This window comes from Caproiciproducens sp. NJN-50 (genome assembly GCF_004103755.1).
Lineage (GTDB): Bacteria > Bacillota > Clostridia > Oscillospirales > Acutalibacteraceae > Caproicibacter.
The window spans coordinates 3,274,272-3,295,941 of sequence record NZ_CP035283.1; the positions used below are offsets into that span (position 1 = coordinate 3,274,272).

A 21,670-nucleotide genomic window follows, 5' to 3' on the forward strand; every position below is an offset into this window, starting at 1 on the left:
CGTTATTTCAGGGCCGCCTCGGCCGCCGCTTTCAGATTGCGGATCGCCGCCGCGGAATCCGGCGCTTTAAAGACGCCGGTCCCCGCAACGCAGACGTCCACGCCCGCCCGTGCCGCCAGGGCGATTGTTTCCGCGTTGACGCCTCCGTCGATCTGGACCGTAAGATCCGGCTTTTTCTCTTTGAGCCGCCGGACTTTTTCCATCATATCCGGCATGAACTTCTGCCCGCCGAAGCCTGGCTCCACCGTCATGACCAGCACCATGTACAGCCGGTCGAGGTAGGGAAAGACCTCCTCCGCCGGCGTTCCCGGCTTGACCGCCATGGCGGGTTTCGCGCCGGCCTCCCGGATAACCTCGATGGTTTTGCCGGGGTCTGAAAAAGACTCCGCGTGAAATGAAACGATATCCGCTCCGCACTCTAAAAAGGCCGGCGCATAGCGCAGCGGCTCGTCGATCATCAGATGCACGTCGAACGGCTTGTCCGTGTACTGCCGCATCGCGGCGATCACCGGCGGGCCAAAGGTCAGGTTCGGCACAAAGTGCCCGTCCATCACGTCAAGGTGAATCCAGTCGGCCCCGGAAATATCCATCCGTATGATTTCATCGCTCAGCTTGGAAAAATCCGACGCCAGCATGGAAGGTGCAATCAGCATTCCATATCCCCCCGTTTGCTTTTATTGTACCCTACTTCTCCGCTTTTTTCAACTGAATCCGCCGCGCTTGTCACAGGTGTCTGCCGGAGCCAGGCTCCGGCAGACAATCTATGATCAAGCGGTTTCAATATATTGGCCCCGCACTCTTATTGTATGCTGCGACTCCGGATTTGGCAGTAAAAAAGGGGCCTCCTTTGTGTGATTCCTCTTATTTTTCTCCGCGGGTCTTTTTGATCTCCCTCGCGAATTCCACACAGGCCAGAACCAGCACGGCCGCGGTCACCGCGCGCAGCGCCCAGCCCCAGGCCCCGGTGAACAGGTTCAGCCCGGTATAGGCCCCCGCCGCCCACCATGCCCCGAGGATCAGAAAAAATCCGCCGATGGGGTAAAACACCCGATTCTCGCTTCCCATGCGGAAAATCAAAAGGATGCCGACCAGCACCCACAGCGCCGCGTAAAAATATCCCATGATACAGTCCCCCGCTCCCGTGTTTTTCTATCACTATAACCCGGACCGGCCCCGGTGTCAACACTGTTCCGGCGCAAAAAGGGCGGGGGCCCCGCGGCTCCCGCCCTTTCGTTTCCATAACAATCACAGAACATAAACGTTCATGGTCCTGGTCCCGATTTTCATGCACTGGGAATAGGAATCATAGTACAGATCGGCGATGATGATGCCGCGCATCGCGGCGCCGCCCGTGTCCGCGGCAACCGCGTAGCCGTAAACCAGTTTTCCGTCCGGAGAACAGATATACAGCCTTGTGCCGTAAGGGATCACCTTCGGATTCACGGCCACACGCCCAAACGCGGCCTTCGCGCCGGTGGATGTCCAACCGCCGCCGGTATAGCAGGAGCACCGGCCGGTCAGCACTTTTTTATACCGCACCGTCTTGCCGTTCTGGTCGGTCAGCGTGCCGTCGGAGCCGACCGAAGCCACTGCGCTGCGCTTCTTTGTTCCGTACAGCGTAACCTGATCGACCGGCTTCGTCACAACGGAAGAGCTGACGTCCTGCGTCTCGGCCACCTTGCCGTCGACCAGCTTCTGGCGCACGACGACTTTTTCCGTTCCGTTTTGCCCCGCCGTCTTGACCTCCGTCTTTCCCGCGGCGAGGGAGGAGTCCTTTTGGGTGACGGTCTTGTAGGGGATCGCGCGCGTCTCGGTCACTTCTTTGTAAGCGACGCGCGCAATGCTGATCTCCATCCCCGGATTGACCGTTTTGTCTGGAGCGATACTCAGCGTGTCGTCGGAGCCGAGCTGCACGCCGGCCTGCCGGACCGCGTCCGAAACGCTGCCTTCCTTTACCGTGGCGGCGACCTTGCACCCGTCCGCGGCCACCGTAATCTGGATCATCCGCGTCACCTGGATTTTCGTCCCGGCCTCCACCGTTTCGCTTTCCGCCGGCGTCACCAGATCGTCGGCATCCAGGCTGACACCGGCCTGACCGAGCACGCTGCCCACTGTGTCGCCGTAGTGCGCGGTCACCGTTTTGCTTGTTCCGTCCGCCTCGACGGTCACTTTCCGCGCGGTTTTCACCGAGATGATAACGTCGCCGGCGTGATCCGGGTCGTCGCTGCGGGAAATCAGATCATTCGGTCCCGTCTTGACTCCCGCTTTCAGAAGAATCTGGTCCGTTTCCGGCGAGGTCATTTCAACCTGGCCGACCGTCCCGTCGCATGTAACGGTCGCCACATGCGTGGCCGCCATGACCGTTCCCACCGAACCGACCGTAACCAGAATCATCAGCGCAAGCGCCGCTCCCTGTTTGAGCAGCGCAGACCGCATTGCCGAACCTTCGTCCTCTATCCGGCTGCGGATCAATAAAAGCGCGATTTCTTTTCTTCTGCGCACAGATGAGGTCAGTTGTTGAACCAGACCCGCTTTCCGCGCCGTATTCCAGCTTTTCCAAAGTCCCATGAAAAAACGGCAGAACCGCGTTTTCGTCTTTGCCACAGAGGTTCCGGCACGCCGGAGCAGCCCGAAATGGCACGCGGATCTCATCGCTTTTGCAAGCCTGCGGAAAAAATGGAGAACAGGCTCGAAGTTCTTACGCATAAATTCACCCTTTTCCGTCAGCCAGCGGGGGTTTTTTGCGTTGCTTTCCCCACTTGCCGGCCGTCAGTGCTGAGCAATTACATCAATGCGTGATATTATATTCACCGATTGCCCATATGTCAAATCGTACGCGTTCCTGAATTTGTGCATTATCAACAATCCGCGTTCTCTTTTAATTCCAATTTCGACCCGAAAAGCAGTGGTGTCCCGTCCCGTAAGGGGATGATTTCTGTGCAACATGCAAGAAAATGATTGGTTACAAAGCTGTTACAACTATTACAGCGCTGTTTTTTGTGCTTAGAAAGCATCAAATCCTTCCCTTTCCGTTCACATCCCGTACATAAATCTCCGGAAAGGCGCGCGGCGTCTGAGTTTTTTCAAGGTCTGAAAAAATCCGGCAATTTGTTGATTTTTGTCATGTTTCCGCTGTTTGTTCCATTCATTTTTTGCAGCTGTGCCCCGTTCGGATCCCGGCATCCGCCATCTGAAATTGATCCTGAAACCCAGGTTCCGAGAAGCTGCATTACTTCCTTCTTATATGAAATTGAATTTAGGACTTCTTCTTGGGGACCTGCAAGGCGTCTCCCGCCGGAATCACTTGAATTGTTCAGGGCGATTGGCCGGGGCAGGGAAATCGGCATGGCGATATCCATCAACCGATCTTCTCAAAGCTCGGTCTTGCTTTTTGCAAAGGCCCCGGCGGCCGTACCTGCATATCCGTGAATTGGTTTTAAAGACGGGCTGTCGGTTCCTTACCATAAACCGCATGTAAACTTTTCCTTCCTTATATAAAGCCGTTTTACGGCAGATTTGCGGCAAAAATGGAAAAAAGCCCTTGCAAACGCAGCGTTTGCAAGGGCTTTTGAATGCTGAAATTATCTCTTGGAGAACTGGGGAGCGCGGCGGGCCGCTTTGAGTCCATACTTTTTGCGTTCCTTCATTCTGGGGTCACGGGTCAGCAAACCCGCCTTTTTCAAAATAGGGCGCAGATTTTCGGAGTCATACTGCAGCAGGGCCCTCGCCACGCCGTGGCGGACTGCGCCGGCCTGCCCGGTCACGCCGCCGCCCGCCACACGGCAGACCACGTCGAACTTCTCATCGGTCTTGGTCAGGACAAGAGGCTGGCGGACAATCAGCTTGAGCGTCTCCAGGCCGAAATAATCGTCGATATCGCGATCGTTGATCGTGATTTTACCTGTCCCCTGATAAACCCTGACACGCGCGACGCTGCTTTTTCTTCTTCCGGTTCCGTAAAAATAAGGTGCTTTTTCGTACATTGTGTGATCCTCCCCTTACAGTTCCCAGGCCTGCGGCTTCTGGGCGGCGTGGCGATGCTGGGCACCGTCGAAAAGGCGGAGCCTTGCCATAGCGGCGCGTCCCAGAGCGTTGTCCGGAATCATACCCTTGACGGCAAGTTCCATTGCCTTGCAGGGCTTTTCTTCCATCAGGGTCGAATACCCTACCTTCTTCATGTGCCCGACATACAAAGAAGGCTGATAATAGATCTTCTTCTCCAGTTTTTTGCCGGTCAGGACCGCCTCGCGGCAATTGACGATGATGACATGGTCTCCGCAGTCGACATGCGGCGCGAAAATCGTTTTATGCTTGCCGCGAAGCAGAACAGCTGCCTGTGCGGCGACGCGCCCAAGCGGCTTTCCGGCTGCGTCGATGACATACCATTTGCGCTCGATGCTGCCGGTTTTCGGCATATAGGTGGACATGGTTGTTACCTCCTGAAATTTGTTCGGCATCCTTTTGCTCCCGCTGAACCGCGGGGTCCTCTGAAACCGCGCGAAACCAACGCGGAAAATTGCATCTTCGATCTTACCACAAGCCCGGTCCCGTGTCAAGATAAAAAGTCCGAAATTTTAATTTATTCAGCCAAAACTCCTAGTATCTCTTTATTCTGCCCTATCTCTTGCGTTTTCTACGATTTCATTTCACGTTAAAAAGGTGATTTTCAGGCGGCCGATTGTAAACCTTCTCTTTAATATTAGTTTACAATCGGCCGCCTTTGCGCTCTTGAGTGTCAGGCTGTGAGGAGAACGCGTCCGTTCAAATTATATACCGATTGTTAATTTCAAAATGTTTTAAACACTTTCAACACAGTTATCAACATCTTGTTCTTGACAAGATACGATCAACGATATTTTGTGACGGCCTGTGCAAGATATCCTTTTCGCTTGAAATGAGAAAACACCGCCGGAACTGACGGCGGTGTTTTCCGTTTGGTGAAACGACCAAATCAGAGAAGGAACTTCTCCTGCTGTTCGCGGCAGAGGGAATCCCAGCGGCAGTCGGAGCAAACCGCGGCGCGGGCCGGGCGGGAGATGACAATCGGGTTTGTTATTTGCTCCAGTTCCCGCCATGGGAGAACCTGCCCGACGCCCAGCCCGCAGGCCGCAAGGCATTTCCGGTCGTAGCGGGCAGATTTTTCCGAAGTCGCGCAGACGCCACTCCGGTTGTTTGGACAGCGCGCACAGATCCGATCCGTCCCGCTGGTCAAAATGACCCGCTGGTCCGGGTTTTTCCGCAGATACCTTTGAATTCCGGCCATTCCCGCCACAAAATCATCGCCATACCCTCTGCCGATAAAAAAACGCAGGCAGAGGGCGTGATGCGGCCGCAGAGGGAGAAAAAATCTGTTCATGCCGCGCCGGCGCTGTGGCTCAGGCGTCCGTAAACAGCGCTGAGCCGGACGGAAACCACAACTGCGACCGCGATCTTCAGAGCATCCCCGACGAGGAATGGAAACACGCAGAGCGTCAGGGATTCCCAGAGGGCCCGTTTCGTGACGATCATAAACCAGGCGGTGCCAAGAAAATAGCAGACCGCCATTCCCACCGCCATGGATACCGCAAGCGAAAACGGCCTGCGCCCTGTCAGGCCCGTCATCAAGCCGATCAACCACGCGGTTGCGGCGTAGCCCACAATATAGCCGCCCGTCGGACCGGCGATGATTCCGATCCCGCCGCTGAATCCGGCAAAAACAGGCAGCCCCGCGGCGCCCAGAAGAATGTAAATCATCTGGCTGACCAGTCCGCCGCGCGCGCCGAGAATCCCGCCCGCCAGAAACACGGAAAACGTCGCAAGATTGATCGGCACCGGGCCGATCGGAATGGAAAACTGCGAAAGAACGGCGGTCAGCGCGGCGAACATCGCACAGGCCAGCAGTTCGAATGTCTTTTTTCCCTTCATACCAGATCTCTCCTTTTCTATAAGTATAAGAACTCTTCTTCCTATTGTCAACCATAAATTATTATTCGGTTTACAATAGGGCCGTTTTCCCGGGAAGTCTTCCGTTTTTCGGCAGACCCCTCTTCCGCAATAAACGGATATCCCTCATGCCGCAAGCGTCAAAATAAAAAGCAGGATCCCTCTTTTCGAGGCGTCCCGCATCATATTTAATGTTCGCCCCCGGCCCGCGCGCCGCCGAGGGAGAAATACCGTGATCTTATCGCAACACGGCTAGGCCGCATTTTTCTGTCTTTTGCTGCGTTTATGGGACATAGAAAACAATAAAAAAAACAGCCACCCTATTGGATGACTGCTTTCTGTGTCGGCGCCACCTATTGTCCCGGGCCGTTACCAGCCAAGTATCTTCGGCGCAGATGAGCTTAACTTCCGTGTTCGGAATGGGAACGGGTGTACCCTCATCGCAATCGGTACCAACTTGTTTCGTGTTTTAGCGACTTGATTATAATACCACGGTTTCCGACAGAATGCAAGTATATTCTTTACTTTTTTCAAGTTTTTTTAATTTTGCTTCAAAAAAGAAGAATAAAAGAAGCTTGCCCCGTTTCCCCATTCCTTATTCATTTTCGCATTAATTTTCGCAGGAGGACAGAATGTTACGGCAGAAATAAAAGATCAAAAACGACACCAGGGTATTCCACAGAACAAGCGGCAAGGCGGCCAGCAGCGGAGCCGCGCCTTCAAACGAGGCCTTCATTGAAACCGCCGCTATCAGCGTCCCGGCGGCTCCCGGCAGAAGGATAAGGATCAGCAGAAGCATGTAAAGCATCATGACCGGGCCCCTGTTCGGCGCACTTCCCAGCACGCGCCGTCCCAACACGCTCCCCGCAGTAAACAGGAACCCAAACGAGGCATACGCGAGGATGCAGGCCAGCCCCGTGAAAGGGTTGGCGCGAAGGGCCGCACAGAGAACGGCAAAAACGGCCAGCCCGTCCGCCGCGGGACGGATCACCGTCGACAGACCGGCCCAGAACAGCTTCCGGAACGGATCCTCCGGCACCATGTAAAGGTACGGTTTCCCCAGCTCGCCGGACCAGTCCCCGGCGGCGCTTTGGAAAAATAGGACGTAAACGCTGAACCCGCATCCGGCGAGGAGCATCGCGTCCGCCGTCGCGGGGGCTGCATTTGATCTTCCGATCAGCGCCATCACACCGGCCGTCGCCAGGTTAATCAGCAAAAGGATCAGCGCGGATCCGCTGACCGGTGCAAACCGGCCGCCGCGGCGGTCTTCCCGCAGATGTTTGTAAAAAAACACGCTGGCGCCCCATCCCGCGCCAATCCCGGTCTTCCCGATTCTCTCCTTTGCACGGGTTTTCACAGGACGTTTCCCCTTTGCGGACTGACGCAGCTCAAAGCTTTTTTCCGCATTGCTGAGAACGTCTTCATAGTAATCCGCATCGATCTTGAGAAGCAGCAAAATCGTCAGTGCAAGGAATCCGGCGGTCAGGGCAAGATAAAGCCCTGCTCTTCCGCCGTTTCCGGCAATCAGCGCGAACACGGCGCCTCGGACCCACCCTACGACGGGGAAGGCGTCCAGAAGCGGGGACGCGGCCGTTTGATAAAGCACCGTCAGGGTTGGATTCTCCCTTGTCTGATACAGCACAAAAAGTGCGATCAGGAGAGGAACCGCCAGAATTCCGGCTTTGACGGATGCGCGCTGAGCGGGTCCGCGGTTCGCGATGCAGTACAGGCACAGTGCCAGTACCTGGACAACAACCAGAAACAGCGCCGTACCCACGATCAGCACAACAACATCCGCGGCGGTAATTTTGAAAGCGTTCATCAGCATTCCGCTGTAGAACAGCAAAAAGGCAAAGCCGGCAAAAGTCTTGCCGGTCTGGCGGATCAATCCGTAGGCCAGGATCGTCTTCGGCGAAACCGGCGAAACAAACAGCAGGTTGACGTCCGGCAGCCGGAACAGCGAAGAGCCGGATTCCAGCGCGGACAGCGCGGTGATCGTTCCCAGCACCAACAGCCAGACCAAAAAACCGCTCTGCAGAATAGCAGGATCCATCCGCCCCTTTTCCTGCACCGGCGTGCTCAGAAGCATCCAGACGATCAGGGCGACGGAGGCCAGAACCGCGATCAGCCGCGCGGGCTTCCGAATCAGCCGTATCGCCTCGTTCTTGATCTGTTTACGCGCTATGTACAGAATCGTCCCCAAGGTTCTCTTCCCTCCCTTCCGTGATCGAGAAGAAAAGCTGCTCCAGGCTCTCGCCGTTTCCCTCCATTTCAGGGCGCGTGCGTTCCGCCGCGATTTTTCCGCTCATCATGATCAGCGCCCGGTCCCAAACCTGCCGGACCGTATCCAGCATATGGGTGCTGATCAGGACGGAGCAGCCGCGGGCGCGCAGTTCGCCGATGACGTCGCGCAATTCCTTGATGGCGTGCGGATCAAGGCCGACCAGCGGTTCATCCAACAGGATAACTCTCGGCTCCGGCAGCAGTGCGCAGCAGATGCTCAACTTCTGCTGCATCCCTTTTGAAAGCTCGCCGCCCAGTTTGCTTCTCTTGTCATCCAGTTCCAATCGTTCCAGAAGAGCATCGGCTTTCCGTTCCCAGTCCCCCACGCGGTAGGCGCGCGCGATGAATTCCAGATGTTCCAGCACCGTCAGCGACTCCATCGGCGCCGGGATCTCCGGGATATAGCCAAAGCACCGCTTTGCCTCCACGCTTTTGTTCGGGTGCCCGCACACCAGCACGGTTCCCTCAAACCGCAATAACCCCGCAATGCTTTTAATTGCGGTGGATTTCCCCGCGCCATTCGGGCCGGCCAGAACGGCAACCTCTCCGTCTTCTACCCGGAAGGTCACATCGTCGTTTGCCAGCAGTTTGCGGTAGCGTTTCGTCAGGTGTTGTATCTCTAACATAATTTCTCCTAAATCATTCTTTTTTCGTTATCCGTTTCATCGCTTAGAAAAACAATCTGTGTCCCATCGATATGGAAAAACTGAAAAACATCATGACCAGGATCGTCAGCAGAATTCCTGCGGCGATCACCGCGATGCCGCCGATCATTTCTTTTTTCGCCCTGGACGCGAGCGCTTGCTCGTAAGGATTCGCCTGTGCTGCGGCCGGGTTTTTCTCCCCGCATTTCGGGCAGCAGAAATCGGAAACATCGTGCGGATACCCGCAGTTGGCACAGCGGACCATGCGGCGGCCAGAGCCGCGGACACACAGATAGACGATCCCCGGAATCAGGCCGAGAAATCCAATGGCAAGGCCCCAGATCAAAGCGTCCGGGTTCCCCTGCGCCTGTGCGTCGTGATAGGCGGCGAGCGCGAACAGAACATGCTCCGTCAAATACAGAAGTGCCAGAAGCAGCATCAGTGAAAGCGCGATAAAACCAAACCCGGCGGAAACAGCCATGAGAAAACCTCCAACCATATTATACTAATACAATAATACAGCAACCTCGATATCATGTCAAATCCGAAATTATTAGAATACCTTCATCATACATGATTTCAAATTTATTTTCAAACGTAATTTTATACATGGAAAAAATGACGGAAAAAAGCAGCAATCAATCAAAAAGCGGAAACGCGCCAACGCTTCCGCTGAAATTCGTATCCCTTTAAGAAAAATTTCTTTAATCAGCAGCCTGCTGAGACAGTAAGCTTTCCACAGCCGTTCCGCACCGACTCCACCCATTCCTTGTTCTCCTCCGGGCCATCTTCTTCCGGATGGGATAAGATCAAAGCGGCAGCGTATAAATTCTTTCTGTAATTTAATACAATGCAATTCCCTGCATTTCGTATTTTAAATCTGAACTGACAAAAATCAAACGCCTGGTCATTACGAAAGATCAAAGGTCCGGCAATATCAAAAAAGCCATCGGAAAACCCGATGGCAGAAATAAAGAAAAAGACCCGCTGTGAGAGCGGGTCTTCCATTTCCGAACACCGAATATGAACTCAAAGAACTCATACCCTGAAAACTGAATAAAGACTGAGAAGGGAAAAGCGAACTTGAACGGGCAAACCAAAAATATGGTCAAGCCCTCGGCCTATTAGTACTGCCAAGCTGAACACGTTACCGTGCTTACACACGCAGCCTATCAACCTTGTAGTCTACAAGGGGCCTTACCAGCTTATGCTGTGGGATATCTCATCTTGGAGCCGGCTTCACGCTTAGATGCTTTCAGCGTTTATCCGATCCGCACATAGTTGCCCAGCTGTGCCACTGGCGTGACAACTGGTGCGCCAGAGGTGCGTCCATCCCGGTCCTCTCGTACTAAGGACAGCTCTCCTCAAATATCCTGCGCCCACGACAGATAGGGACCGAACTGTCTCACGACGTTCTGAACCCAGCTCGCGTACCACTTTAATCGGCGAACAGCCGAACCCTTGGGACCGAATACAGCCCCAGGATGTGATGAGCCGACATCGAGGTGCCAAACCTCCCCGTCGATGTGGACTCTTGGGGGAGATCAGCCTGTTATCCCCAGGGTAGCTTTTATCCGTTGAGCGACGGCAATTCCACTCTCATACCGCCGGATCACTAACTCCAACTTTCGTTTCTGCTCGGACCGTCATCCTCGCAGTCAGGCTGGCTTATGCGTTTACACTCTCCCGCACGGTTTCCGTCCGTGCCGAGCCAACCTTTGAGCGCCTCCGTTACGCTTTTGGAGGCGACCGCCCCAGTCAAACTGCCCGTCTAACAATGTCCCCCGGCCGGATTCACGGCCGCAGGTTAGAATTTCAGCAACTTAAGGGTGGTATCCCAAGGACGACTCCGCTCCAGCTGGCGCCAGAGTTTCAAAGTCTCCCACCTATCCTGTACATAAATTACCGAAACCCAATATTAAACTGCAGTAAAGCTCCATGGGGTCTTTCCGTCTTGTCGCGGGTAACCGGCATCTTCACCGGTACTACAATTTCGCCGGGCGGGTAATTGAGACAGTGCCCAGATCGTTACACCTTTCGTGCGGGTCGGAACTTACCCGACAAGGAATTTCGCTACCTTAGGACCGTTATAGTTACGGCCGCCGTTTACTGGGGCTTCAATTCAATGCTTGCACATCTCCTCTTAACCTTCCAGCACCGGGCAGGTGTCAGCCCCTATACGTCATCTTTCGATTTGGCAGAGACCTGTGTTTTTGCTAAACAGTCGCCTGGGCCTATTCTCTGCGGCCTCATCTCTGAGGCACCCCTTATCCCTAAGTTACGGGGTCAATTTGCCGAGTTCCTTAACTACCCTTCTCCCGTTGGCCTTGGAATCTTCTTCCTGTCTACCTGTGTCGGTTTGCGGTACGGGCGCATCGGATATCCCATAAGACTTTTCTCGCCCTGCTCTAAGCATGCTTCCCTACTAAATTTCGGTCCCTTGCGCCCGGGTCAACCAACGCCCGGGTCATGCCCTTTGCAGGTGTCATCTTACTTAAATCCTTCTGCGGCTACGGAATGTCAACCGTATGTGCATCGGCTACGCCTTTCGGCCTCACCTTAGCTCCCGGCTCACCTGGAGCGGACGAACCTTCCTCCAGAAACCTTAGACTTTCGGCCAATATGATTCTCACATATTTCTCGCTACTCATTCCGGCATTCTCTCTTGAATGAAATCCACCGGCGCTTCCGCTCCGACTTCAACTCTCATTCAACGCTCTCCTACCATGCTCAGCCATTCTCCACGCTCTCAATCCTTTTCAGCTTTTAAGTAATTTCGCGTCGCTGCGCGCCGCCAGATTCCTTCTTCACTTTCGCTAATTGAGGTTATGGAGAATGACTGAGCATCCCAAGCTTCGGTACACGATTTTAGCCCCGTTGAATTTTCGGCGCAGGGTCACTCGACCAGTGAGCTATTACGCACTCTTTTAATGAATGGCTGCTTCTGAGCCAACATCCTGGTTGTCTGTGCAACCCCACATCCTTTGCCACTTAACCGTGTTTGGGGACCTTAGCTGTGGGTCTGGGCTGTTTCCCTTTTGACGATGAAACTTATCTCACACCGTCTGACTCCCGTATATCGATTATCCGGCATTCTGAGTTTGATAGGCTTCGGTAGCCTTTCGGCCCCTAGACCATTCAGTGCTTTACCTCCGGTAATCTGATACGAGGCTAGCCCTAAAGCTATTTCGGAGAGAACCAGCTATCTCCGGGTTCGATTGGAATTTCTCCGCTACCCACACCTCATCCGCTACCATTTCAACGGGAGTCGGTTCGGTCCTCCATGGGGTTTTACCCCCACTTCAACCTGGACATGGGTAGGTCACCCGGTTTCGGGTCGAATACAACTGACTTCATGCGCCCTGTTCAGACTTGGTTTCCCTGCGGCTCCGTCCCTTAAGGACTTAACCTTGCCAGTTACATTCACTCGCCGGACCATTCTACAAAAGGTACCCGATCACCCGTTGACGGGCTCTCGGTGCTTGTAAGCACAAGGTTTCAGGTTCTTTTTCACTCCCCTTCCGGGGTCCTTTTCACCTTTCCTTCACAGTACTCTTCACTATCGGTCACTGGGTAGTATTTAGGCTTGGAGGGTGGTCCCCCCACGTTCCCACCGGATTTCTCGTGTCCGGCAGTACTCGGGATACAGCCCGCTCCGCTTTCCCTTCGCATACGTGACTTTCACACTGTCTCGTCGGCCTTTCCATGCCGTTCTGCTCGGGATCGCAGACTCTTTGGCTGTCCACACCCCGAAGGCATTGCTGCCTCCGGTTTGGCCTCTTCCGCGTTCGCTCGCCACTACTTGCGGAATCTCAATTGATTTCTCTTCCTCGCCCTACTTAGATGTTTCAGTTCAGGCGGTTCCCCCCGTAAAGCTATGAATTCACTTTACGGTGACCGGACATAACTCCGGCCGGATTGCTCCATTCGGACACCTATGGATCAAAGCCTGCTTACGACTCCCCATAGCTTTTCGCAGTTTGCCGCGTCCTTCTTCGGCTCCCAGTGCCAAGGCATTCCCCTTGCGCTCTTTGTAGCTTGACCATGTGATTTTTTGGTTCTTCAAAATTGTAGTTTTTCTATCAGATTAATCTTTTAGAATAACAACTTTTCTCGCTTTATCTGCTTCTCGCTTTATTCAGTTTTCAAGGTACAACCTGAGGTTGACGCACGTCGCGGGTCAGCTTTCAGTTCAAAGAACCTTACCTGTCGCGGCCTTTACCAGCCTGCAGATTACACACAACACTCTTTTCCATTTTCATGAACCGGAGCATTCTATGTATTTGTGGACTCTTTCTGTTACGCGAGCACTTCGCCGACTGTTTCCAGCCCGCCCTGTGCGCGGCGAAACGGACTTCGTCCGTGGTGGGCTTAAGTGGACTCGAACCACCGACCTCACGCTTATCAGGCGTGCGCTCTAACCGGCTGAGCTATAAGCCCATGTTTTGTTGTCGGACGCTCTGGCTAGAGGTTTGATCCCCAATCCTTCGCATTTCCAACGCCGGTTTCAGGTTCTTACCCTTCACCCTGTTCACTTTTCGGACTTCCTTCTGTTGCGCGGGCACTCTGCCGGCTGTTTCCAGCCCGTTCTGTGCGCGACGAAACGGACGTCTGTCCGTGGTGGAGATAAACGGGATCGAACCGTTGACCTCCTGCTTGCAAAGCAGGCGCTCTCCCAGCTGAGCTATACCCCCATATGGAAGTGATTCAACTGTCTGGTTCTTCTCAGTTCTCTCTCACTGAAGTTCCCTACACTGATTCCGGGAGCCTTTTCAGACTGTCCCGCCACTTAAAGGCACTTTCCTGCCGGTTCTCACCGGCGGGCCGTGCCTCCAAGCTCAGCTTGGGGCCTTCAAAATTAAACAACGATTGTTCAGAAGTCGTCTTCCGTAACCGACCTAGGATGTCTGAGCCATTGTTCATGACTCATGTCTCCATAGAAAGGAGGTGATCCAGCCGCACCTTCCGATACGGCTACCTTGTTACGACTTCACCCCAGTCGCCAATCCTACCTTCGGCGGCGCCTTCCTTGCGGTTAGGCTACCGACTTCGGGTATTACCGGCTCCCATGGTGTGACGGGCGGTGTGTACAAGGCCCGGGAACGTATTCACCGCGGCATGATGATCCGCGATTACTAGCAATTCCAGCTTCACGCAGGCGGGTTGCAGCCTGCGATCCGAACTGAGACCGTTTTTGGGGTTTTGCTCCACCTCGCGGCTTCGCTTCCCGTTGTTAACGGCCATTGTAGTACGTGTGTAGCCCAGGTCATAAGGGGCATGATGATTTGACGTCGTCCCCACCTTCCTCCGTTTTGTCAACGGCAGTCTGATTAGAGTGCTCTTGCGTAGCAACTAATCACAAGGGTTGCGCTCGTTGCGGGACTTAACCCAACATCTCACGACACGAGCTGACGACAACCATGCACCACCTGTCTCAACTTTCCCCGAAGGGCACCTAATGCATCTCTGCTTCGTTAGTTGGATGTCAAGACCTGGTAAGGTTCTTCGCGTTGCTTCGAATTAAACCACATACTCCACTGCTTGTGCGGGCCCCCGTCAATTCCTTTGAGTTTCAACCTTGCGGTCGTACTCCCCAGGTGGATTACTTATTGTGTTAACTCCGGCACGGAAGGGGTCAGACCCCCCACACCTAGTAATCATCGTTTACGGCATGGACTACCAGGGTATCTAATCCTGTTTGCTACCCATGCTTTCGTGCCTCAGCGTCAGTTAAAGCCCAGCAGGCCGCCTTCGCCACTGGTGTTCCTCCCGATCTCTACGCATTTCACCGCTACACCGGGAATTCCGCCTGCCTCTACTTCACTCAAGCACCACAGTTTCAAGTGCAATCCATGAGTTAAGCCCATGGTTTTCACACCTGACTTGCAGTGCCGCCTACGCACCCTTTACACCCAGTAAATCCGGACAACGCTTGCTCCCTACGTATTACCGCGGCTGCTGGCACGTAGTTAGCCGGAGCTTCCTCCTCAGGTACCGTCATTATCGTCCCTGAGGACAGAGGTTTACAATCCGAAAACCTTCTTCCCTCACGCGGCGTTGCTGCATCAGAGTTTCCTCCATTGTGCAATATCCCCCACTGCTGCCTCCCGTAGGAGTCTGGGCCGTGTCTCAGTCCCAATGTGGCCGTTCAGCCTCTCAGCCCGGCTACCGATCGTCGCTTTGGTGGGCCGTTGCCCCGCCAACTGGCTAATCGGACGCGAGTCCATCTCTCAGCGGATTGCTCCTTTGATTCCAGTGCCATGTGACTCCGGAATATCATGCGGTATTAGCGTCCGTTTCCAGACGTTATCCCCCTCTGAAAGGCAGGTTCCTCACGCGTTACTCACCCGTCCGCCACTAAACCATCTCTAAGCAAGCTCAAAAATGGTTCCGTTCGACTTGCATGTGTTAGGCACGCCGCCAGCGTTCGTCCTGAGCCAGGATCAAACTCTCTAAAATTTGGTATATATTCGCCTTCCGGCGTTTATATCTCTTTTAGAGCGTCTTCGGCTCTTAAAGTCCGATACACTAACGTATCGCTTGTGATTTTTTTTGAAAGAGTTTTCCGTCTCTTTTTGTCCGAAAGTACTTTTCACTCTCGTCCTTTACGGGTTCCTTCTTCTGTCTCTCGTTGTTTAATTTTCAAGGTCCCATGCGGCTTCCCGGCCCTTTCGGACCCTCTTTCCGCAGCGCCCCTTTCGCAAGGCGCTTCACTATAATACCAAAACAACCTCCTCTTGTCAACCCTTTTTTTCATTTTTTTTGTTGTTTTCGGTTCCTTCGACCAAATGGAAAAATCTGGAACCATCAGCAATGGATTTACGTCAGGGATAAATCGGAGGTTTGAGGGAAAAATCTGTGATAAGAGGTGGTATTCTCTTGAATGGTAAAGTGATCTATTTATGGAAGGTATTCGTTATCGTTTTAGTCAATATTCTATTGATCGCCGTGGTAACTCACATGGGCAGTTCCATCCAGACCCTTTCCAAAGTCGGTTCCACCGGGACCGAGGTAAGGCAGATTCAGACAAGACTGAAAAACTGGGGATACTACAGCGGCGCGGTCGACGGCGTTTACGGAACACAGACCAAAAACGCAGTGATCTACTTTCAGCGTAAAAACGGACTGACCGCAGATGGCGTCGCCGGTCCCGCAACGCTGAGCGCGATCGGTCTTCCGTCCGGCACTTCCGGCGGGGGATCGGGAGGATACAGCAGCAATGATGTCAATCTGCTTGCCCGGGTAATATCCGCAGAATCCCGCGGCGAACCGTACGAGGGTCAGGTTGCGGTCGGCGCGGTGATCCTCAACCGGATCCAGCACCCCTCCTTTCCGAATACGCTCGCCGGCGTAATTTATCAGCCAGGGGCTTTTTCCTGCCTGAACGACGGCGGAATCAACGCGGCGGTTTCCAGCTCGGCTTACAAGGCGGCGCGGGACGCCATCAACGGCTGGGATCCTTCCGGCGGCGCGATCTATTATTACAATCCCGCAAAAGCAACCAGCAAGTGGATTTTGTCAAGGCCCGTCCTGGTGGTAATCGGCGACCACCGGTTCTGCAGTTGAATGACCCGGCATTCAATTTTATGCGTCAGCCGGCGCGGCAGTTCGCCGTGCCGGCTGATATTTGCGCCGAACAATCTATACATTCCGTTAATTTAATCTTGTATTATACAATTCGTTCTGCTTTTTGAAGAACTTATTGCTGATTCGCTGCATTCCCTTTTTCAAGTTAAATACTTACCGTACTATTCAGTTTATATATACCATATATAATGTATAATTTTATGACCTTGTTTCCAGAATACGGCTGTATCGGGACAGGACCTCATTCAGCACACTGCGGTCGATGGCGCGGATCGGCGTCATCGGCGCCGGGTCCGACCCATGACTGCCAATACTCTTCTCAAACAGCGCCACATCGTGCCACCCGCCGCGCTTGAATCCCGTGCGGCGATATTCGCCCAGCCTTCGGAAGCCCAAGGACTCGTGCATCTTTTCACTGTTCCGGTTCGGCACCGTAATAATCGCGTAAACATTCTGAACTCCCTGCAAACGCAGCATTTCGAGCAATGCCCCGTACAGGGTTTTTCCGTATCCGCGCCTCAGGGCGGAACGTTCCACATATACGGAAAGCTCCGCGTTCCAGCGATAGGATGCCCGCTTCTGATACCGGCTTGCGTAAGCGTAAGCTGCGACGGCTCCATCTGACTCACAAACCAAGTAGGGATACTCTTCTGATATCGTCAGAATCCTATCCCGGAATTCCTCCGGGGAAGGCGTTTCTTCCTCGAACGTGATTGCCGTTTCCATAATATAAGGACGATAAATATCCAAAATCTTTTCCGCATCCGTCTCACGGACAAACCTGACCAACGCCATCGCAATCCTCCTGACGCTTCATTTTTATCTTTCTGAAACCTCCGGCCCGGCCGAGGGAAACCTTGGCTGTGGACAATCAATCCACCTTATATGGAATTCCATTAATAAGAAGGGTGATACCGTCCTGCCATTCGATGTTCATCGTGTTGAATTCTCCCCATTTTCCGGTGTAAACTCTGGTTATTTTTACAAACCTTCCAAGTCCCGCATTCCTCTCCGAAGCATTATTTTCAACATCCACCAGCGTATTTCCGCCTAACGCGCCTTGGTCGGAATCGATCACAACCGCTGTATAGGATCGGTCCGGAGACGTTACCCGATTGACAACGGTTTTCTGTACAAGCTGTCCAAATGTCATTGCAAAGAAGGATGCCGCCAGGAGAAGGAACAGAAGAAAACTATTCATCACGACGCATACCGTACTGAAAACCGATTTGTTTTTACATAAAACAGATATGACAAAACAGGACGCAAAGCAGCTTAAGGCGTGCAAAGTAAGAAGAAAAACATTTCCCCCTCGGACGACTAATCCAATCATACAAATATATAGCAGTGAAGCGGGCGGCAAAAACTGAGAAACAATATTCGCCGCTTTTGTGGAAACTTTTCTTCCAGCCACACAGACCGCCGTAAGTACCGCTTCGATGAACACAGACAGGACAAACCACATCATTTCATGATCCACAACAAACTGATAGCCAAAACACTTGGATGCAATGAAAGGAGTCGCAACAAGCAGCAAAAGTGAAAAACAGATTACCGGCACCCGCCCCGTCAGCTTGTCCATTGCATACACCACCATTTTAAAAATTGCCCTATCCTTATATTTAGGAAGACATTGTTCCCTAGCCCATCGCTATCCATATCCAAGTATAACATAAAAATGATTGCTGTGGAAAGCAAAAAAAGGAGCGCTGCAAAAAGGCACACTCGGTTCATGCGGTTCCGGGCCGCGGGCGCAAAGCGCCTTACTCGCCTACGGCGGCCACGTCTATGCCAAAAGAGGAAAAAAGGACAAGCTCATCGCACGGGGAAATCTTCATCGTCACCCTCAGGGCTGCGCCGAGGTTCGAATCCATCCATTGCATAAATCAAAAATAGAGGCACCCATGCGGGTGCCTCTATTTTTGGTGGACACAGCGGGACTCGAACCTGCGACCTCTCGCGTGTGAGGCGAGCGCTCTAACCAGCTGAGCTATGCGTCCACAATTTGGTGACCCGTACGCGATTTGAACGCGTGTTACCGCCGTGAAAGGGCGGTGTCTTAACCACTTGACCAACGGGCCATAAAATGGTAGCGGCAATTGGATTCGAACCAACGACGCTTCGGGTATGAACCGAATGCTCTAGCCAACTGAGCTATGCCGCCACAAAATTCCACTCTTAAACAGCGGAGCGTTAATCATTATAACGCATGTCCGCATGATTTGTCAATATGTTACCGAAAATAATATCTTTTATACGTAAGGATATTTCTTTCAAACGATCAAACGGACTATTTGAACAAAATGCGCGCTTCAAAGCTCAGGCCGGCCGAATTCTCGCCGCGCACCAGCGCCTCTCCGCCCTGACGCCGCGCAAACAGACGAAGCCGGTCTCCCGGCGACATCTCGCCCAGATAATCAATCTGCAGGCCGCTCACCGCGTCCCCGGCCGCATCCGGTAAGAAGTCGTCGACAATATCGGCGTAGACGGCGTTGTTCATGTGTCCGTTGGAGTCCAGATCCGAACGGTAAACGGGGCGCTCGCCGACCAGCGGAAGATCGTCCGGCGTTATGGCGCGGACCATTTTTTCCTCCGGATCAACCGGCACATCGCGGAAAACGTGAAGATCAATAAACGCCTGCGGACGCCGGAGCTGGTGCGTGGCCGCGTCGGCCAGCACCGTCACCTGCATCGCGTCGATCAAAAGCGCGCCGCTTTCGTCATAAAATTTAAAGTCGCGGTAAAACCGTACGCCGCCGCGCCCCCGCGGATGGGTGCGCACTTCGATTTTTTCCCGATGGGACGGCAGGCGGAAAATTTTCACCCGGTTGCATACCAGAAAAAACACCAGCCCGGTCTTTTCCAGAAATTCTTCATATCCGATATGCAGCAGGTCCACATGCTGCTCGCTGGTCTCGTGCACGTGCCGCAGAACCGCGCCGAGCTTCATCCGGTTATCCGGGCCGACATCATAAACCGGGACGGTCAGGCGGCGCACATACTCGGCAGTCAGGTCCTCCCTCATGGCCGGATGACATCCGTTCCCAGATAATTTCTCAGCACTTCCGGCACCGTAACGCTGCCGTCCGCATTCTGATACTGCTCCACAATGGCGGGGAACAGCCGGCTGGTGGCAAGACCGGACGCGTTCAGCGTGTGAACGTAATGCAGCTTTTTGTCCGCTCCGCGATATTTGACATTCCCTCTTCTTGCTTGATACTCGCGTGCGTTGGAAGCCGAGCTGACCTCCTTGTAAATTCCCATGGAGGGGATCCAGACCTCGATGTCGTAGGTGCGCGCCATTGAGAACGAACAGTCGCCCGCCGCAAGCTTGCTCAGGCGGTAATGGAGCCCCAACTCCTGCACGAGGTTCTCCGCCTTGTGCACCAGCTCTTCAAACGCCTTGTCCGAATCCTCCGGTCTCGTGTACTGGACCATTTCAACCTTATTGAACTGGTGTCCGCGGATCATACCGCGCTCTTCCGAACGGTAGCTTCCCGCTTCCCTGCGGTAGCAGGGTGTATAGCCGATATACTTTTTCGGTAGCTCGTCTTCGTCCAGGACTTCGTCCCTATGGAGATTGACCAGCGCGGTTTCCGCGGTGGGCAGCAGAAATTTTTTATCATTTGTCGTCGGATTCTGAATCCAGTAGTCCTCGTCCACAAATTTCGGGAACTGGCCGGCGACATATCCGCATTCATACTTCAGCATGTGCGGCAGAAGCATGAACTGGTAACCGTCGCGGACGTGTTCATTGATAAAGAAATTGATGAGCGCCCATTCCAGCCGCGCGCCCATTCCGGTGTAGATCCACGAACCTGCGCCGGAGAGCTTGGCTCCGCGCTGATAATCGACAAGGTGCAGGCTCTCGCAGAGGTCCACATGGTTCTTCGGTTCAAAATCGAACTTCGGCTGCTCTTTGAAATAGCGCAGCGGCTTGTTGTTCTCCTTGCCTCCCGCGACCACGTCCTCATCCGGAAGATTCGGCAGGCTGAGCAGAAGCTCCTTTTGCTTTTCCTCGATTTCGTTCAATTGAGTCTCACAGTTTTTGATCTCGCCGGAAAGAGACTTCATTTTCGCCATCAGTTCGGAAGCGTCCCCGCCCTGCTTTTTGATCTGAGGAATCTGCTTGGAGGCTGAATTCTGTTCCGCGCGCATGGTTTCCACGCGGCCCGTTACCTCGCGGCGGCGGCTGTCGATTTTCAGAATATCGTCGACGATTTGATCCGCGTCGTATTCCCTTTTCTTTGCCCCGGCCTTGACAAAATCGGGATTGCTGCGAATCAGTTTGATGTCAATCATATCGGTTGCTCCTTTGGTTTTTATATTCTGCTTTCTTATTCTATAGTATTGTCATGAATCTTCCGGATTAACTCGGCCAAGTCGTCCTGCCCGTAAAATTCGATCTGAAGCAGGCCCTTCTTTGCGGTTCCGGTCACATGTACTTTTCTGCCCAGATTTTCGCGCAGAGCGAGTTCCGTCTCCTCGTAAAACTTCACGCGGGGCGAAACCTTTTTCACGTTCGGGCGTCTGTTCGCCCTTTGCGCCATCTTTTCGATCTCCCTTACGGAAGCCCCGTCCGCCGCGGCTCTCGCAGCCTCCAGCATCAGCCTGCCGCTCGGAAAACTCAGCAGCGCACGGGCGTGCCCCGCGGAGAGGACCCCTTTTTGCACCATCGCGCGGATCTCTTCCGGAAGGTTCAGCAGCCGCAGCGCGTTCGCCACGGCGGGCCTGGATTTTCCGACCGTGCCGGCCACTTCCTCCTGCGTCATGCCGTAGGTGTCGATCAGCGACTGGAATCCCTGCGCCTCCTCCAGTGGATTCAGATCCTCCCGCTGGAGATTTTCGATCAGCGCAAGCTGCATGACCTCGCTGTCGCTCATTTCCCTCACGACGGCCGGGACTTCCTTCAGTTCCGCGATGCGCGCGGCGCGCCACCGGCGCTCCCCCGCCACGATCTGATAGCCGCCGCTGAAAATCGGCCTGACCAGCAGCGGCTGCAGCACGCCGTGCTGCCGGATCGATTCCGCCAGTTCCTGCAGGGACTGCTCGTCAAAGTCCCGCCTCGGCTGGCCGCGGTTCGGCTCTATTTCATCCAGATGCAGAAGCACGGCCGTACGGCCGCCTTCCACGTCGTTTTCCGCGAAGATCGCGTCGAGGCCCTTCCCCAGGCCGCCCTTTTTTCCTGCCATTTTACCGCCTGCCCTTCCCTTCTTTGCCGCGCCTCTTTTCAC

18 protein-coding genes, 5 tRNA genes and 3 rRNA genes are annotated in these 21,670 nt (G+C 53.9%); 1 reads left to right on the forward strand and 25 read right to left on the reverse strand.

Annotated elements, in window-relative coordinates; translation table 11 throughout:
- Positions 1–2: 2 nt before the first annotated feature.
- The 17 genes from rpe to EQM14_RS16070 all read right to left on the reverse strand — a co-directional run bounded on the left by rpe (position 3) and on the right by EQM14_RS16070 (position 15,308).
- On the reverse strand, positions 3–653 hold the full coding sequence (gene rpe, locus EQM14_RS15990) for a ribulose-phosphate 3-epimerase (RefSeq protein WP_128744155.1): 651 nt from the start codon (positions 651–653) through the stop codon (positions 3–5).
- A 208-nt stretch (positions 654–861) separates the two neighbouring features.
- On the reverse strand, positions 862–1,122 hold the full coding sequence (locus tag EQM14_RS15995; protein ID WP_128744156.1) for a hypothetical protein: 261 nt from the start codon (positions 1,120–1,122) through the stop codon (positions 862–864).
- 123 nt (positions 1,123–1,245) lie between these two features.
- Entirely contained in the window at positions 1,246–2,706 is a 1,461-nt protein-coding gene (locus EQM14_RS16000; RefSeq protein ID WP_128744157.1) for a 3D domain-containing protein, read from the reverse strand.
- A gap of 377 nt (positions 2,707–3,083) precedes the next feature.
- Positions 3,084–3,359: a hypothetical protein gene (locus EQM14_RS16005; RefSeq protein ID WP_128744158.1), complete on the reverse strand. Its 276-nt coding sequence runs from the start codon at positions 3,357–3,359 to the stop codon at positions 3,084–3,086.
- Between the two features lie 222 nt (positions 3,360–3,581).
- Positions 3,582–3,983, reverse strand: coding sequence for a 30S ribosomal protein S9 (gene rpsI, locus EQM14_RS16010; RefSeq protein ID WP_128744159.1), 402 nt, complete (start codon positions 3,981–3,983; stop codon positions 3,582–3,584).
- A 15-nt stretch (positions 3,984–3,998) separates the two neighbouring features.
- Positions 3,999–4,427, reverse strand: coding sequence for a 50S ribosomal protein L13 (gene rplM / locus EQM14_RS16015; RefSeq protein ID WP_128744382.1), 429 nt, complete (start codon positions 4,425–4,427; stop codon positions 3,999–4,001).
- Between the two features lie 524 nt (positions 4,428–4,951).
- A complete protein-coding gene (locus tag EQM14_RS16020; RefSeq protein ID WP_128744160.1) occupies positions 4,952–5,356 on the reverse strand; it encodes a DUF1284 domain-containing protein in 405 nt (134 codons plus the stop codon).
- Positions 5,353–5,904, reverse strand: a complete 552-nt coding sequence (locus EQM14_RS16025) for a biotin transporter BioY (RefSeq protein ID WP_128744161.1) — start codon at positions 5,902–5,904, stop codon at positions 5,353–5,355. Before EQM14_RS16025 ends, EQM14_RS16020 begins: the two co-directional genes overlap by 4 nt.
- A gap of 359 nt (positions 5,905–6,263) precedes the next feature.
- A 5S ribosomal RNA gene (gene rrf / locus EQM14_RS16030) occupies positions 6,264–6,379 on the reverse strand.
- A gap of 153 nt (positions 6,380–6,532) precedes the next feature.
- On the reverse strand, positions 6,533–8,125 hold the full coding sequence (locus EQM14_RS16035) for a putative ABC exporter domain-containing protein (RefSeq protein WP_164919120.1): 1,593 nt from the start codon (positions 8,123–8,125) through the stop codon (positions 6,533–6,535).
- Positions 8,097–8,831: an ABC transporter ATP-binding protein gene (locus tag EQM14_RS16040; protein WP_128744163.1), complete on the reverse strand. Its 735-nt coding sequence runs from the start codon at positions 8,829–8,831 to the stop codon at positions 8,097–8,099. Before EQM14_RS16040 ends, EQM14_RS16035 begins: the two co-directional genes overlap by 29 nt.
- 43 nt (positions 8,832–8,874) lie before the next feature.
- Positions 8,875–9,330, reverse strand: a complete 456-nt coding sequence (locus EQM14_RS16045) for a hypothetical protein (RefSeq protein WP_128744164.1) — start codon at positions 9,328–9,330, stop codon at positions 8,875–8,877.
- Between the two features lie 227 nt (positions 9,331–9,557).
- Positions 9,558–9,857, reverse strand: coding sequence for a hypothetical protein (locus EQM14_RS16050; RefSeq protein ID WP_128744165.1), 300 nt, complete (start codon positions 9,855–9,857; stop codon positions 9,558–9,560).
- A gap of 96 nt (positions 9,858–9,953) precedes the next feature.
- A 23S ribosomal RNA gene (locus EQM14_RS16055) occupies positions 9,954–12,893 on the reverse strand.
- A gap of 319 nt (positions 12,894–13,212) precedes the next feature.
- Positions 13,213–13,289: transfer RNA gene (locus EQM14_RS16060), tRNA-Ile, on the reverse strand.
- Positions 13,290–13,467: 178 nt separating this feature from the next.
- Positions 13,468–13,543 (reverse strand) — tRNA-Ala (locus EQM14_RS16065).
- A 246-nt stretch (positions 13,544–13,789) separates the two neighbouring features.
- A 16S ribosomal RNA gene (locus tag EQM14_RS16070) occupies positions 13,790–15,308 on the reverse strand.
- Together the 16S and 23S rRNA genes with 2 tRNA genes alongside form the textbook arrangement of a ribosomal RNA operon.
- Positions 15,309–15,728: 420 nt before the next feature.
- Here EQM14_RS16070 and sleB point away from each other — a divergent pair.
- Entirely contained in the window at positions 15,729–16,415 is a 687-nt protein-coding gene (sleB, locus tag EQM14_RS16075; protein ID WP_243112561.1) for a spore cortex-lytic enzyme, read from the forward strand.
- Positions 16,416–16,634: 219 nt separating this feature from the next.
- On the opposite strand, the gene EQM14_RS16080 is transcribed toward sleB, so the two are convergent.
- The 8 genes from EQM14_RS16080 to EQM14_RS16115 form a co-directional block, all read right to left on the reverse strand.
- A complete protein-coding gene (locus EQM14_RS16080; RefSeq protein WP_205703181.1) occupies positions 16,635–17,231 on the reverse strand; it encodes a GNAT family N-acetyltransferase in 597 nt (198 codons plus the stop codon).
- Between the two features lie 76 nt (positions 17,232–17,307).
- A complete protein-coding gene (locus EQM14_RS16085) occupies positions 17,308–18,018 on the reverse strand; it encodes a hypothetical protein (protein ID WP_128744167.1) in 711 nt (236 codons plus the stop codon).
- A 341-nt stretch (positions 18,019–18,359) separates the two neighbouring features.
- A tRNA-Val gene (locus EQM14_RS16090) sits at positions 18,360–18,436 on the reverse strand.
- Positions 18,437–18,442: 6 nt separating this feature from the next.
- Positions 18,443–18,517, reverse strand: a tRNA-Glu gene (locus EQM14_RS16095).
- A 6-nt stretch (positions 18,518–18,523) separates the two neighbouring features.
- Positions 18,524–18,600 (reverse strand) — tRNA-Met (locus tag EQM14_RS16100).
- Between the two features lie 126 nt (positions 18,601–18,726).
- A complete protein-coding gene (locus tag EQM14_RS16105) occupies positions 18,727–19,461 on the reverse strand; it encodes an acyl-[acyl-carrier-protein] thioesterase (RefSeq protein WP_128744168.1) in 735 nt (244 codons plus the stop codon).
- On the reverse strand, positions 19,458–20,738 hold the full coding sequence (gene serS / locus EQM14_RS16110; RefSeq protein ID WP_128744169.1) for a serine--tRNA ligase: 1,281 nt from the start codon (positions 20,736–20,738) through the stop codon (positions 19,458–19,460). Before serS ends, EQM14_RS16105 begins: the two co-directional genes overlap by 4 nt.
- 35 nt (positions 20,739–20,773) lie before the next feature.
- Positions 20,774–21,628, reverse strand: a complete 855-nt coding sequence (locus EQM14_RS16115) for a ParB/RepB/Spo0J family partition protein (protein ID WP_128744170.1) — start codon at positions 21,626–21,628, stop codon at positions 20,774–20,776.
- Positions 21,629–21,670 lie beyond the last annotated feature (42 nt).

What these genes read in the sequence shown, in the direction of transcription:
- rpe (WP_128744155.1), bottom strand. Translation starts at nt 653, where the DNA reads ATGCTGATTGCACCTTCCATGCTGGCGTCGGATTTTTCCAAGCTGAGC.
- EQM14_RS15995 (WP_128744156.1), bottom strand. Translation starts at nt 1,122, where the DNA reads ATGGGATATTTTTACGCGGCGCTGTGGGTGCTGGTCGGCATCCTTTTG.
- EQM14_RS16000 (WP_128744157.1), bottom strand. Translation starts at nt 2,706, where the DNA reads ATGCGTAAGAACTTCGAGCCTGTTCTCCATTTTTTCCGCAGGCTTGCA.
- EQM14_RS16005 (WP_128744158.1), bottom strand. Translation starts at nt 3,359, where the DNA reads ATGGATATCGCCATGCCGATTTCCCTGCCCCGGCCAATCGCCCTGAAC.
- rpsI (WP_128744159.1), bottom strand. Translation starts at nt 3,983, where the DNA reads ATGTACGAAAAAGCACCTTATTTTTACGGAACCGGAAGAAGAAAAAGC.
- rplM (WP_128744382.1), bottom strand. Translation starts at nt 4,427, where the DNA reads ATGTCCACCTATATGCCGAAAACCGGCAGCATCGAGCGCAAATGGTAT.
- EQM14_RS16020 (WP_128744160.1), bottom strand. Translation starts at nt 5,356, where the DNA reads ATGAACAGATTTTTTCTCCCTCTGCGGCCGCATCACGCCCTCTGCCTG.
- EQM14_RS16025 (WP_128744161.1), bottom strand. Translation starts at nt 5,904, where the DNA reads ATGAAGGGAAAAAAGACATTCGAACTGCTGGCCTGTGCGATGTTCGCC.
- EQM14_RS16040 (WP_128744163.1), bottom strand. Translation starts at nt 8,831, where the DNA reads ATGTTAGAGATACAACACCTGACGAAACGCTACCGCAAACTGCTGGCA.
- EQM14_RS16045 (WP_128744164.1), bottom strand. Translation starts at nt 9,330, where the DNA reads ATGGCTGTTTCCGCCGGGTTTGGTTTTATCGCGCTTTCACTGATGCTG.
- EQM14_RS16050 (WP_128744165.1), bottom strand. Translation starts at nt 9,857, where the DNA reads ATGGAAGACCCGCTCTCACAGCGGGTCTTTTTCTTTATTTCTGCCATC.
- EQM14_RS16080 (WP_205703181.1), bottom strand. Translation starts at nt 17,231, where the DNA reads ATGGCGTTGGTCAGGTTTGTCCGTGAGACGGATGCGGAAAAGATTTTG.
- EQM14_RS16085 (WP_128744167.1), bottom strand. Translation starts at nt 18,018, where the DNA reads ATGGACAAGCTGACGGGGCGGGTGCCGGTAATCTGTTTTTCACTTTTG.
- EQM14_RS16105 (WP_128744168.1), bottom strand. Translation starts at nt 19,461, where the DNA reads ATGAGGGAGGACCTGACTGCCGAGTATGTGCGCCGCCTGACCGTCCCG.
- serS (WP_128744169.1), bottom strand. Translation starts at nt 20,738, where the DNA reads ATGATTGACATCAAACTGATTCGCAGCAATCCCGATTTTGTCAAGGCC.
- EQM14_RS16115 (WP_128744170.1), bottom strand. Translation starts at nt 21,628, where the DNA reads ATGGCAGGAAAAAAGGGCGGCCTGGGGAAGGGCCTCGACGCGATCTTC.